This window comes from Salinicoccus sp. HZC-1 (genome assembly GCF_046736035.1).
GTDB lineage: Bacteria > Bacillota > Bacilli > Staphylococcales > Salinicoccaceae > Salinicoccus.
Map to the genome: position 1 here is coordinate 704,288 of NZ_CP177130.1, position 12,314 is coordinate 716,601.

13 protein-coding genes are annotated in these 12,314 nt (G+C 39.4%); 6 read left to right on the plus strand and 7 right to left on the minus strand.

Going from position 1 to position 12,314, the window contains the following annotated elements; all coding sequences use genetic code 11:
• Positions 1-18 precede the first annotated feature (18 nt).
• Positions 19-1,035, minus strand: a complete 1,017-nt coding sequence (locus ACKRAT_RS03555) for a hypothetical protein (RefSeq protein WP_411843728.1) — start codon at positions 1,033-1,035, stop codon at positions 19-21.
• 577 nt (positions 1,036-1,612) lie between these two features.
• On the opposite strand from ACKRAT_RS03555, the gene ACKRAT_RS03560 reads away from it, so the two are divergent.
• The 3 genes from ACKRAT_RS03560 to ACKRAT_RS03570 all read left to right on the plus strand — a co-directional run bounded on the left by ACKRAT_RS03560 (position 1,613) and on the right by ACKRAT_RS03570 (position 5,550).
• Positions 1,613-2,602 carry a LacI family DNA-binding transcriptional regulator gene (locus tag ACKRAT_RS03560; RefSeq protein ID WP_411843729.1) on the plus strand — a complete coding sequence of 330 codons (990 nt, stop codon included), beginning with the start codon at positions 1,613-1,615 and terminating at the stop codon, positions 2,600-2,602.
• Between the two features lie 205 nt (positions 2,603-2,807).
• On the plus strand, positions 2,808-4,232 hold the full coding sequence (locus tag ACKRAT_RS03565; RefSeq protein ID WP_411843730.1) for a glycoside hydrolase family 32 protein: 1,425 nt from the start codon (positions 2,808-2,810) through the stop codon (positions 4,230-4,232).
• A gap of 61 nt (positions 4,233-4,293) precedes the next feature.
• Positions 4,294-5,550 carry an oligosaccharide MFS transporter gene (locus ACKRAT_RS03570; protein WP_411843731.1) on the plus strand — a complete coding sequence of 419 codons (1,257 nt, stop codon included), beginning with the start codon at positions 4,294-4,296 and terminating at the stop codon, positions 5,548-5,550.
• A gap of 394 nt (positions 5,551-5,944) precedes the next feature.
• Here the strand turns inward: ACKRAT_RS03570 and ACKRAT_RS03575 are convergent, their stop codons facing one another.
• Positions 5,945-6,115 (minus strand): hypothetical protein, encoded by a 171-nt coding sequence (locus ACKRAT_RS03575; protein ID WP_411843732.1) that lies wholly within the window; start codon positions 6,113-6,115, stop codon positions 5,945-5,947.
• Entirely contained in the window at positions 6,096-6,290 is a 195-nt protein-coding gene (locus ACKRAT_RS03580; RefSeq protein ID WP_411843733.1) for a hypothetical protein, read from the minus strand. Before ACKRAT_RS03580 ends, ACKRAT_RS03575 begins: the two co-directional genes overlap by 20 nt.
• A 370-nt stretch (positions 6,291-6,660) precedes the next feature.
• Here ACKRAT_RS03580 and ACKRAT_RS03585 point away from each other — a divergent pair, with 370 nt between their 5' ends.
• Positions 6,661-7,866, plus strand: coding sequence for an erythromycin esterase family protein (locus ACKRAT_RS03585; RefSeq protein ID WP_411843734.1), 1,206 nt, complete (start codon positions 6,661-6,663; stop codon positions 7,864-7,866).
• Positions 7,867-8,128: 262 nt separating this feature from the next.
• Here the strand turns inward: ACKRAT_RS03585 and ACKRAT_RS03590 are convergent, their stop codons facing one another.
• The gene (locus tag ACKRAT_RS03590; RefSeq protein WP_411843735.1) at positions 8,129-8,611 is read right to left on the minus strand and encodes a pyrimidine dimer DNA glycosylase/endonuclease V; all 483 of its coding nucleotides are present in this window, start codon (positions 8,609-8,611) and stop codon (positions 8,129-8,131) included.
• Between the two features lie 154 nt (positions 8,612-8,765).
• Between ACKRAT_RS03590 and ACKRAT_RS03595 the strand changes: the two genes are divergently transcribed.
• Positions 8,766-9,500, plus strand: a complete 735-nt coding sequence (locus tag ACKRAT_RS03595; protein WP_411843736.1) for an MBL fold metallo-hydrolase — start codon at positions 8,766-8,768, stop codon at positions 9,498-9,500.
• Between the two features lie 74 nt (positions 9,501-9,574).
• On the opposite strand, the gene ACKRAT_RS03600 is transcribed toward ACKRAT_RS03595, so the two are convergent.
• A complete protein-coding gene (locus ACKRAT_RS03600; RefSeq protein WP_411843737.1) occupies positions 9,575-10,504 on the minus strand; it encodes a hypothetical protein in 930 nt (309 codons plus the stop codon).
• Between the two features lie 271 nt (positions 10,505-10,775).
• Here ACKRAT_RS03600 and ACKRAT_RS03605 point away from each other — a divergent pair, with 271 nt between their 5' ends.
• Positions 10,776-11,450 (plus strand): hypothetical protein, encoded by a 675-nt coding sequence (locus ACKRAT_RS03605; RefSeq protein ID WP_411843738.1) that lies wholly within the window; start codon positions 10,776-10,778, stop codon positions 11,448-11,450.
• A gap of 152 nt (positions 11,451-11,602) precedes the next feature.
• Here ACKRAT_RS03605 and ACKRAT_RS03610 read toward each other — a convergent pair whose 3' ends face one another.
• Both ACKRAT_RS03610 and ACKRAT_RS03615 read right to left on the minus strand, forming a co-directional pair.
• Positions 11,603-11,932 (minus strand): helix-turn-helix domain-containing protein, encoded by a 330-nt coding sequence (locus tag ACKRAT_RS03610; protein WP_411843739.1) that lies wholly within the window; start codon positions 11,930-11,932, stop codon positions 11,603-11,605.
• Positions 11,933-12,049: 117 nt separating this feature from the next.
• On the minus strand, positions 12,050-12,286 hold the full coding sequence (locus ACKRAT_RS03615) for a hypothetical protein (protein WP_411843740.1): 237 nt from the start codon (positions 12,284-12,286) through the stop codon (positions 12,050-12,052).
• Positions 12,287-12,314 lie beyond the last annotated feature (28 nt).

Sequence of the window (12,314 nt, forward strand, 5' to 3'; positions counted from 1 at the left end):
GCGCTTGTTTTCTGTATACTAGTGGACCGGCACATTCCTCAATTCAGTGTAGTCGGAAATATAATAGCGGCCATTTTGCTGTACGACGGTATATCTGACATATGCTTCATAGACCCCGCCTGAATTTTCATGGGAGTACTCTCTGTATGCATAGGCGTTGTATTCTGTTTCAGATAAAGGTTCAACTCTTTCTACGTATATGGAGTAGGTCATGTGGTCCCTGAAATGCCCGGATGCCTTGTTCGCAGTGAGCTGTTGATAAGCGTTTGAACCCGGCAGTAAATAGTCCAGTGTCGATTCATTCGCCCCGTTATAGTATTCAGGTAATGAGAATAGATATTCGGAAACAAGGGATTCTACACTCCCAGTGTTCGCAGAGTCTTCCGTACCATCCTTACCTGGTTGAGCTTCGATATCCCTGGATTCACCGTATTTTTCTTCGAATGAGTATTTGACAGCACACGCGAGACAGCCACTTCCCGGTGCCTGTGGCAGGATGCCCTCTGCAACAAGATCCTTATATGCCTGGAACTGTGCATCGATGGATACACCGTTACATTCAGTCAGTTCCGACATGATGCATTGCTCGGAGGCTGTATAGTTGCGAGTGCTGCCTGTGGCAGTATTCCCATTGCCGGATTCAACACTTTGTTCTTCCGCCGTCTCTTCAGTGGACTCCTCCGTCATGTTTTCTTCGACAGTTGCTTCTTCGCTCGAGGTCTCTTGAGCGCTTTCTTCGGTACTTTCTTCAGATGATTCATCCTTCTCTTCACTCGCTTGTTCTTCCGATGTGTCTTCCTCTGCAGGTTCCTTGCCTGTTTCTTCAGATGACACTTCTGTTGTCGTTTCTTCCTCAGAGGATTCCTCTTCTTGTGAACTCGCAGACTCAGATGCATCTGTCTGGGCTGTTTGATCAGACTCGGCAGTATTATTAGCCACCTCTTCACCGGTATTCGATGATTGGTTGAAAAACACGAAAAAGACAACCCCGGCAATCAGCAGCACCGCAATAATGCCAGCAATGATTTTATTCAAGAAATCTCCTCCATAATATGTATATTTAATTCAATGATATAGCTTTTAATATTAAAAAGAAATACAATTCTGTTAATTTGCGAAAAGCACGAGAGGAGAGGTGACTATGCATAAAACTGTGGTTTGCCAAATAGAAAAAAAGCGCTATAATATAATTAACAAATAGTATGTTTTACATGATGAACGGGGCCCCCACTCTATGGTTGTAGATTGGGGGTTTTATTAGGTGTATGTTCTAATCAGCTAGTCATTTATCATGACTATCCAACCAATAAGCGAACAATGTGAGTATCACACTACAGTAATCCGTGTAAACAGAAATCAAATAGGGTGCTGTACTTGATATCATCTCCTTTCATGTTATCAACAAGGATGTAAATTAGATGAATTTAATCATTTTACTATATGATGTTATCGAAAATATAGCTCTGTAATAGAGTGTAAACTAGTTGATATCATTCTAGAAGCTATCGTAGGTAATGCCTCAGAGAACTATACGGAAAACGGAATATATCAATTTAAAATAGTTCAATCAACATATAAAAATTTCATAAATATAAAGGAGAAGATTTCAGTCATGAAACCAAAAATTCAAGATGTCGCGAAGGTTGCCGGTGTGTCTTCAACAACTGTTTCTCGTGTGCTAAATAACAGAGGTTATATCAGCCAGAAAACAAAAGACAAAGTATTTGCCGCAATGGAAGAGATAAATTATGTGCCCAACGACCTTGCCCGTTCTCTTTTTAACAAACGTTCTTATTTAATTGGGGTGATTGTGCCCTCAACAAATCACCCCTTTTTTGGAGAGCTGGTGGCAAATGTTGAAAATGCATGTAACAAAGTAGGCTATAAAGTATTGTTATGTAATAGTCTTCATGAAGCAGATAAAGAAAAAGAGTATTGGGATATGCTACGTCGCAATCAAGTCGATGGGGTGATTGTTGTCACATATAACAGAGGGTTGGTAGATAGCAGCCAACAACTTCCCGCTGTTGCAATTGACCATTATTTATCCAAAAATATACATGTCATTAGTTCAGACAATTTTCAAGGCGGAGCACTTGCAACTAAAGAACTGATAGAAACGGGATGTAAAAAAATCATTCATATTAACGGGGACGCTGCACTGGAAACGCCTGCGAATAAGCGTCAGTATGCTTATGAAGAAGTACTGCGGGAGAAGAACCGTTTCTATAAAACTTACCATGTTCCTGATGTTGCATTCTTGGATAATAATATCAATGTCATTAAGAGACTTTTCCGTGATCATCCAGATGTAGATGGCATCTTTGCCAGCGACGATCTACTAGCAATTCATACATTACAATATGCAGAAAGTCAAGGCTATCGCGTACCCGATGATTTAAAAATTATCGGGTATGACGGGTCCAATTTAATGCGTACCATCTACCCGAATCTCACAACGATTATTCAGCCCACCGAACAAATTGCAATAAACGCTGTAAATACACTGATTCAAGAAATAGACGGAAATACACAGATACCTCAAGAACAAATATTTCCTGTTTCTCTTTGGCAGGGAAAAACAACAAGATATACCAACTGATAAACTTCCATCCTATACTTGTATTATATTAGGATGGAAGTTTTAGTTTCATTTTCCAAAGCTTCCTATCAGTATCTGAAAATTAATTTTATTTTTTATGTCAACCGGTTGACATATTGTTAAAAATATAAGAAGATAGTAAATGAAAACGTTGATATCGCTTTCATTTTTTGCTGAATAAATACAATTAGAGAGGTCGATTAGTATGACGTATAAAGAAAAGCATCGCCCACAATTTCATTTTACACCAGAAAAAAATTGGATTAATGATCCAAATGGACTCGTCTATCATGAAGGAGAATATCACCTGTTTTATCAATGCAATCCGTATTCCAATGAGCACAAAGATATGCATTGGGGGCATGCAATAAGTGCTGACTTATATCATTGGGAGGAACAGGACATCGCCTTAGCGCCTGATGAACTAGGAACAATTTTCTCAGGTTCTGCAGTTGTTGATAAAAATAATACAAGCGGTTTATTTAAAAGTGATTTAGGTGGATTGGTTGCTATTTTCACTCATGATGGAGAAAACCAACAACAAAGCATTGCTTATAGTGAAGATAAGGGCAGAACTTGGAAAAAATATGATGGAAATCCTGTAATTCCAAATACGGAAATAATAGACTTTCGTGATCCAAAAGTGTTCTGGCATGAAGACAATCAACAGTGGGTAATGTCTTTAGCCTGTGGTGACCATATTCAATTTTACAGTTCAGCAAATTTAATAGAGTGGACATATTTATCATCATTTGGAAAAGAATATCCTTCTTACATAGGAGTTTGGGAATGTCCGGATTTAATTTGTTTACCTGTAGAGAACAAAGCCAAAAAAGAATGGGTGCTTATCGTAAGTATTAATGCAGATGGACCTAATGGCGGTTCAGCTGTATACTACTTCACTGGAAATTTCGACGGGAGAACTTTCCATCCAAATGAAAAACCAGAAGACGCATTGAATTGGGCAGATGCAGGGAAAGACTTTTATGCTTCTGTCAGCTGGAATAACACGGAAGATACGTATTGGATTGGCTGGATGAATAATTGGCAATATGCAGGCGTGGTGCCCGTATCACCGTGGCGTAGTTCCATGAGCATAGTACGCAAACTTTCTTTATATGAGCATGCTGGAAAATACTTATTAAAACAACAGCCAATTATTGCAGACGATAATAAAAAATCGGTATCTTATCAAAATGTTGAAGTGGCTCCTGATACATTGAAAAACTATGAAATTAATAATATTGCTGAAATAGACTTAAAACTATCCGAAGAATCTGGAGCCTCTATTTGGGGTGTGACCTTTCATACGAATCAAGATGAATCATTTCGATTGCTCATCGATATAGAAAAGAATAACTATACATTCTATCGTACAGAAGGGATCACCGACTTTTCTACAGACTTCCCAGAAAAAGTGACAGGCAGCTTAAACGGACTGAGCGTTCAAACGCTTAGAGCAGTCGTTGACACGTCATCATTGGAGTTGTTTTTAAATGAAGGATTAAGCGTAATGACCGACCTTATTTATCCGCGAGGCGAAATCACACGATTTGACGTGTTTACAGAAAAGGAAAAACTGAAAATAGATAATTTAACATACACAAAACTAAATTCAATTTGGATATAGCGATAGCTGGGGATAGACATTTTACGCGCTTCTTCAATTCAATGAAAAGGGGATAATCACTATGGATTTTTTTAAGAATAGTAAGTATTGGTTTTCATCAGGATATCTATTTTTCTTCTTCATCACCTGGTCTATCTGGTGGTCATTCTATGCAATTTGGCTAAATAACAGCCTGGGTCTCAGTGGGACACAGGTAGGTACTATTTATTCTTTTAATTCATTCTTTTCCTTATTCTTTATGATTCTGTACGGATACTTCCAAGATAGACTGGGGACAAAGAAAAATCTCGTATGGATGCAAAGTTTAATACTTGTCTTAATTGCGCCATTCGTTATTTATGTATATGAGCCGTTACTTTTAAATCATTTTTATATTGGAGTAGTCCTAGGGGCAATTTATTTAGGCGCTGGTTTTATCGCCGGTGCTGGATTTTTGGAAGCCTTTACAGAAAAGCTCAGCCGCAAATATGACTTCGAATTTGGAAAGGCGCGTATGTGGGGATCATTAGGATATGCAGTTGCTGCGCTCGGGGCTGGTGTATTAATGAGTATTAACCCGCATATCAATTTCTGGATTGCATCAGCAACAGGAATTATCTTCTTGCTTATCAATGTATTTTTTAAAGTGGAAGTATCTAAAACGGAGAAAAAAAGTGCTTTGGACATTTCTATGAAAGACATTCGCTTTCTATTTTCTAATAGAGTATTCTGGTTTTTAATCATTTATCTGTTTGGTACAGTTTGTATTTACACAGTATATGATCAACAACTCTTTCCAGTATATTTCGTCAGTCTGTTTTCTGAAGGGACTAACGGGAATGCAATCTATGGTGTCCTTAATTCTGCACAAGTGTTTGTAGAGGCAATCTTTTTATTCTTAGCACCTTTTATTGTGAATAAAATAGGTATTAAACAATCGCTTGTACTTGCAGGAAGTATCATGGCATTTCGTATTATTGGTTCGGCAATGGTGACAGGTGGTTTTGGTATCTCCTTTATGAAAATGCTTCATGCTGTTGAATTACCCATCCTGCTGATTGCGGTATTTAAATATATTGCTGTAAATTTTGATGTCAGACTTTCTGCGACCGTTTACCTTATCGGGTTTAAAGTTTCCAGTGAGATCGGTGTTATTGTTTTTTCAGCGCTGGTTGGCTGGATTTATGACCAGACGAGCTATGAAACAACATTCTATATCTTAGGTTCCATCGTTGTGTTGTTCGTTATCTTTTCTGTCTTTGCACTCAACAACAATAATGCAGAACAGGGAATAAATGAACATGAATTTGCGATAGCGGATGATAGTCTCGGCAAGTAATGAACTGGAAAACCAGTTTATTATCTTTTCTTTTGGTATGAACATTATCAAATTTATAACTGAGAAGTAGACGATGTTGTAATTTTTTTGACAGGGTCAAAAGAATTGAATCTAGCTAAGTTAGTTCAAATATTCAAAAGCCGTTACATCATACTCTTTTAATAAATAATAGGCGGTCAGTTTTAGAAAAAATTGCACCAATTTAAGCTTTATTTTGCATAGAATTTTAAAAAACCAGAACCTTGATACAGAGGTTACTGGTTTTTTGAATTCTTTACTTCATATATAAATATTCCTGACAGATTGATGAGTGTTGCGCGTGACATGAATGACACACTCATATTCTAAAATCCGAGTGCCAGCAGGTTCTCTTTCATCACTTCAAACGCTGAAGTCATAAAAGCAATGTCACAGGCCGGACGATGGTCGGCATGTCACTCTCTTTGATGTGTTCCGCCATAAGTCTCGTGATAATAGCGGATACTTCGATCATACGGTCGTACAGATCAATTTCGGCCGGGATTTTATCCAAATCAGCTATGGCATCATCTACGCTGTAGTTCATCTTCTTTCTCCTGCATTTCTTCAAGAATCCGCTGTTTGTGTGGGTTTTTCCGCGGTCTGTCAGACGTACGCATTCCAGGTACGAAATCCGGATTGACGCATCTGGCCGCTCGCAAAGCGTGGGGTCGTCTTTGTGCATTTCTTTTGCGGATATCCGATAATTTGGCTGTTTTCATTGCGACCACCTCACTTTGATTAATGATTCATATAGTGCTTATTATACAGCGTTTAATACATAAATGAAAATTTACAATTTTAAGCTTCTCAGCTATCTTGAATAAAGCCAATGACGATAATTTTAATTAATGATCGTTTATGGGAAAGGAAGCGTGAGGGAAACTGGATGGATATAAAAGTGAATTTAAGATTATAACTAATGTTATATTAAAATAGATATTAACGATTTCAAACTACATACTATGGGGAGAGTATTAGACTTACCAAAAGGAAGCGAGTTTAGTGAGATCGCTCTTAATCATTTTGAAATAGAGGTAAGAAGGGAACTAGTACTACAATAACGTTAAATTATATAAGGGGTTTTATTAAATGCAAAAGGGGTTCTTAAAAGTAGTGGGTACTTTGCTGATCACTGCATCAATATTAGTCGGATGTGGCAGTGATGCCAAAGAATCTGGTGAAAATCCTGCTGACTACTATGAATTGAATAATGACATTGAGGATATCGGAGATATATTAGGAGAACAGGACATTGTCATACTGGGTGAAAGTACACATTGGTCATCTGAGATCGCGAAACAAAAAACAGATCTCATAGATTACTTAGCAGAGGAACACGACTTCAACCTATTGTTTCTAGAAACAGGGGATTCAGAATTCAATTATTATCGAGAGAGCGATTTACCAATTATAGAGGGGATTTCTGATCAATATCAGCAAGAGATATTTAAAAAATATTTAGATGGCACAGCTGAGAATATTAAAGCCCTGCCTATGGACTGGAAACCCGTTTTTTCAGGCAATCGGGCAAGTTCCGTCTCAATTTTAGAAGAGAACATCGTTGATGAAATTTCTGAATATGATCTTGATCTTGCGGAAGCATTTAAAAGTTCAGAATTCGCTTTGCGTGACTGGTTTTCTAAAGGCGCTCTTCAAGGGAAAAAAGTGGGGCCTCTTGAACGGTCTACAAATGTATATGAAGATATTAGAAGTCAGTCTTTCTTTAATAAATTAACTCCGGCAACGCAAAACTATATCGTTTCAAGACAAGAAAATATTGAAAAGTATTACTCAAAGATTAGTTTTGAAGATGGTGTGGGTGAGTACAACGACTATCGAGAGATCGGGATGGCAGAAAAAGTGTTGGAACAAATGGACAGTAATGATAAAGCAATTGTATGGGTTTCGAACCTCCATTCGAATTACGATGTTACATCCATAGAATATACCAATGAGGTATACGTCGAGGACAAAATGAATGAACGTGTTGAATCACTTGGGGCATTACTTCGGGAGAGTGAACATAGTGTTTACAATACAGGTCTATTTCATAATGAAGCCGACAATTATGAACTCCTTCCCGAGGACTATGCAACACCGAGAAGAGAAAAAGATGAGACTTTGGAAGGCTATATCGGAAATCGGGTTCAAAAAGATATCTTTATAGATTTTGCTACAAGTGATTTTATTGAAGAACATCAGTATACAGTTTATTGGGCGGGATATTACGACTATAGAATGGTACCTCAGGAACAATTTGATGGGTTAATCTATATTGATCACATTAAAGAATGACCAGTGGAAGCAAAATAATAATAGCAATGAGAGATCTTGTTTCTTTAAGGTTCAATAGGTGAGAACAGAGAATTAAATGGTCCGTCTGTCTCTATTCCAATAAACAACCGATGGTTAAACAATTGTGTTCCAGACAACGCTGTTACTCTAGGAGCGATTAAGAGATGGCTGGAATGGAGGCAGCCTATGCATTTATTTATAAAGGGGATGGAAAAAATCTCATGGTAAATAACAAGAACGCAGCATTGTTTATAATAAAACTCTAAATGACCCTCAGTTTCACCCCACATCTCGGCGCAATCTTGTCCGCCTGCCATTTCTCATACAATAATCGCTGGTAATATGCATAAGCTTCATCTCCGTAGATTCGCGCATCACCGAATACATAAAGCGGGGGAAGGGCCTCATCACTCCAAATATCATCCGTGCGGTGGGTTTCCACCAATTTCTTCAATATATCCAGATCATTTCTGAATTCAGCGCTCCGTTTGCCGCCGCGGCGCTGGTGTTCCCGGTCACAAGCGAAAAGCAGTGCAGCAGTATCTGTGATGTAAGGGTGACCGTCGTTATAGACATGCCTGACAATCGGGTGGTGCCGGTACCTCGTATTCGTGTCCAGTACGCCGATCAGACTCAGATTGACCCTGATGATCTGATACAGTTCCAGCACCTGCTTGGACAATCTTCGGTTATCCAGGAATCGGGCACTTTCTTCATGATCGGGCGAGATTCTGAATATCTGCATGACGATTCCTCCTCTTTGCCGTTCATTTTATAGTAATAATCTCTCTGCAACAAATGATTCTCTCAGAAGGACATAAGACTTTTATTTTCAACTGATGAAATTAGGGTACGGGTAGGAATGACGAAGATAATTTTCTGGAAATGGAGTGGATACTATGAAATGTACAGTCGTTGGCATGTGGGGCGGTTTTCCGAAGAAGAATGAACCGACGTCCGGTTATCTGGTGGAGAAGGACGGATTTGCGATTCTGCTTGATTGCGGGAGCGGGGTGGCGGCACATGTGCAGAACTACATCGATCTGAACGCGCTGCATCACGTGTTCGTGTCCCACTATCATTATGACCATTCGAGTGATCTGGGAACATTCCTGTTTTCTAGGATGATCAACACACAACTGAAGAGGGTGGATAAGCAGCTGAATATTTACGGCCCGGCGGATAATGATGTGAAAAGCCGGGTGGATAAGGTGAAGCAAAATAATTTCCATTCTTATAATAAAGACAGTACCTTCCAGGTGGGGCCGTTCAGCATCAAATTTCATAAAAACGCGCATTCTGTGGAGACGTATGCGATGCGGATCACAGATGACGCGGGGCACAGCCTTGTGTATACCGCGGATTCCAGCTACAGAAAGAGCCTGGCGCGTTTTGCGGAAGATGCGGATGTGTTGATTACCGAATGTAGCCTGTATGAAGAGGAAGACGGCGAAAAAATGGGGCATATGAATGCCCGGGATGTTGGTATGCTGGCAGAGAAGGCAGGCGTGGAAAAGGTGATACTCTCCCATCTGCCGCACTACGGCAATCTGGAGGAACTGGCTGAGACTTTCCGTAAAGTAGGCGCGGGTGAAGCGGTGCTGGCAGAAGCGGGGATGGAGATAGAAGTCTGAACAAAAACAAGCCAGTCTGGAATCAATTGATAAATTCCAGATTGGCTTCCTTTCTGCCTGCGGCCGTGCTTTTACTAATCCACCGGATAATACCCGAGTTCGGTATAGTCACTGATGTGGAGTCCGTCCTTATCTTCAATCAATTCGTATTTGACATGCGTTTCATACATACCATTTGAAGTCTGATGGGAATATTGTCTGTACGTGTAGACTTCTATGATTCCCTGGACTCTTTCCACACTGTCAATGGTTACGGAGTGGGTCGTATGGTTGCGGTAGTTGCCGGAATCCTTATTCGCAAGCAGCTTATTGTGGGCATTGCCATAAGACACGAGGTAGTCCAGTACGGCGTCACTGTTGCCGTTATAGTACTTAGGCAGCAGGTTAAGGTATTCCGTGACAAAGGTGGAGATCTCTTCCGTGTCAGCCTGCACATCTCCGTCAAGCGCATCAAATGAGTGCTGGACGGCACATTCCAGACAATCCGTGTTCGGCGCATCCGGCAGCCTGCCTTCTGCGACCAGTGCATTGTATGCGTCAAACTGTTCCGCTCTCGATATACCTTCACAGTCAGTCAGTTTGGATAATATACATTGTTTGGCAGCGGAGTATTCATGACCTGAAGTGTCATCTGCCAGTTCATCGGGGTCCGGTGTGTTCGTGTCATCTGTTTCGGGGGAGTCACTGCTTTCAGCAGTATTGGCGTCACTTTCTTCTGTTGTACTGTCGTTGTTATTCCTTGAATCAGAAGCGTTATCTTCATTTCCTTCTGTATTGTCTGGCTCTGTGGTCGTCTCTTCCGCGCTTTCACCATTATCAACTTCACTGCTTGCGTTTTCTGACGACGACTCTTCGGCAGTATTCTCTTCACTGTCATCAGCTTCAGCTTCTTCGTTGCTGGCTACTGATTCATCGGCCGGTTCATCCTGGTTAAGGTTGGTGACGATAAAGAATCCGGCAGCCGCAATCAATACGATTACAATGGCTGCGATGATCTTTTTCAATTGTCTCACCCCTTCCCGGGTATGTCCTCTTATATAATATTTACCCCCTCACCATACATGCAACCAGATTTTTCCTTTTAAATTTTCTATACCAATCTCAGTCTGTTAAGCGGAAAGTGCTTTTATTTTCAATTCCATGGATGATGGGTAACAGTACGGGTAGAAGGGATATTAGGTAAGTAGAAAAAATGGAATATATGATGATTTGAACAATAATTGGGTAAAGACTGTTGATGCATAATATATACTTTAAGATTGAAAGGTGATATACATGAACGACCTCAGACTGATGTTGGATCTTAATTCCGAACAGGACAACCTATACATTAAAACAGGCAAGAACTGTAAAGCGATGTACAATATCGACGGTTTTAATTCGCCTGATGAAGATGAGCGTGTAAATTCTTTTTCAGATGTACCCGAAGTGATCACACTCGAAGCAGACGGAAAAAATGTATTGAGCAGTATTTCTGAAATTGATAGTGAAAACTTACTCGCTACGAATATCATCACATTCGAAGAAAACGAAATCTGCATTTACGAATTTGAAAATAAAAAGGTGTCGAATCTGAAAAAAGTAGAGGATGGTTTATATGAAATCCCTCTCAAAGATTCTTCAACGATGGAGAATGACCAGGCGGCCGATATTTTAGCCGATCAATTTTATGAACTCGAATATGATGAAACGCAACATGATTTTCCGCTATCCACCAATCGTCTCTTTATCTTCCTCTTCACTGAAAAGGAAAAGCTGTACCGATCCTCGATTTTATCGAACAGGGATTATGAAGGGTTCATCGGGAAAATCAATCAATTCAAGGAAAAGTACAACGTTGAGTTCGAACAGTCAGAGGGCACAGAACTGATTTTAAGTACACTCTACTTAATGCGGGAATATCTGAACCAGGACTGGGAAGAGATAAGAGGGTTGCTTGAGAAAAGCTGATATTACAAGTATAGTTCCGCTCGGTATGAGCATTATGGTACAAAAAAGCTCTCGGATTGCGGCAGCGACCCGAGAGCATATAAAATAGAGTATTTTTTGACTGTCAGAAAACAAACTGAGAAGTTGGAATCTTGATTTTTTAAAAAGTTTTTTTAGTGCAGAATTATTTCGTTTGATTTTTCTATTATCTCACTTAATATTATATCCGGGTTGTCGTTCAGAATTTGTAATAGACGTGCGGAGGAGCCACTGGGTTTATTTTTTCCCTGCTCCCAGGCTTCCACTGTTTTTGAAGATACTCCGATGACCTCTGATAATGTTTTTTGTGATAATCCCGCTTTAACTCTCAGTGTTTTAATATCTTTTGAACTGTAGGAAGGTATGGGTTTCGTTCTTATCTTTTTTGTTCTTAGTTTCTTTTCACCTTTGGTATGTTGTTCCAGTTCGTCTAAACTTGTTGTTAACTGATTCATTAGTGACATGCCAATCTCTCCTTTTTTAATAGAATTTTTTCATATCATCTATTCTATTCTTTAAAAAATTTCTGTCTGAATCACTTAAGTTTTCAGCTTCACTTTTACTTAAAATAGCCATAAATACTATATAGTTTTTTCCTCTAAATCCAGATAAAATATTCTGAAGCTGCCACTTTTTCCTTTATTAGCACCTTCTTTTGAAAACCTGAATTTTCTAAGACCACCTGTTCCCTGTATAACAGCACCCACTTTAGGGTCATTCAAAATATCTCTTTCTAAATTTCTTTCATCTATCTTACTGAATTTGTGCTGATTCATGCGTTTTTCAAATTCATTTGTATAAATAAACTCTCGCCACATGGTGAACCTCCATTTTAGATAATTATAA

Excerpts from the sequence above, each read along its gene's own strand:
- ACKRAT_RS03560 (WP_411843729.1), top strand. The coding sequence starts at position 1,613 with ATGAAACCAAAAATTCAAGATGTCGCGAAGGTTGCCGGTGTGTCTTCA.
- ACKRAT_RS03565 (WP_411843730.1), top strand. The coding sequence starts at position 2,808 with ATGACGTATAAAGAAAAGCATCGCCCACAATTTCATTTTACACCAGAA.
- ACKRAT_RS03570 (WP_411843731.1), top strand. The coding sequence starts at position 4,294 with ATGGATTTTTTTAAGAATAGTAAGTATTGGTTTTCATCAGGATATCTA.
- ACKRAT_RS03575 (WP_411843732.1), bottom strand. The coding sequence starts at position 6,115 with ATGAACTACAGCGTAGATGATGCCATAGCTGATTTGGATAAAATCCCG.
- ACKRAT_RS03580 (WP_411843733.1), bottom strand. The coding sequence starts at position 6,290 with ATGAAAACAGCCAAATTATCGGATATCCGCAAAAGAAATGCACAAAGA.
- ACKRAT_RS03585 (WP_411843734.1), top strand. The coding sequence starts at position 6,661 with ATGCAAAAGGGGTTCTTAAAAGTAGTGGGTACTTTGCTGATCACTGCA.
- ACKRAT_RS03590 (WP_411843735.1), bottom strand. The coding sequence starts at position 8,611 with ATGCAGATATTCAGAATCTCGCCCGATCATGAAGAAAGTGCCCGATTC.
- ACKRAT_RS03595 (WP_411843736.1), top strand. The coding sequence starts at position 8,766 with ATGAAATGTACAGTCGTTGGCATGTGGGGCGGTTTTCCGAAGAAGAAT.
- ACKRAT_RS03605 (WP_411843738.1), top strand. The coding sequence starts at position 10,776 with ATGAACGACCTCAGACTGATGTTGGATCTTAATTCCGAACAGGACAAC.
- ACKRAT_RS03610 (WP_411843739.1), bottom strand. The coding sequence starts at position 11,932 with ATGTCACTAATGAATCAGTTAACAACAAGTTTAGACGAACTGGAACAA.
- ACKRAT_RS03615 (WP_411843740.1), bottom strand. The coding sequence starts at position 12,286 with ATGTGGCGAGAGTTTATTTATACAAATGAATTTGAAAAACGCATGAAT.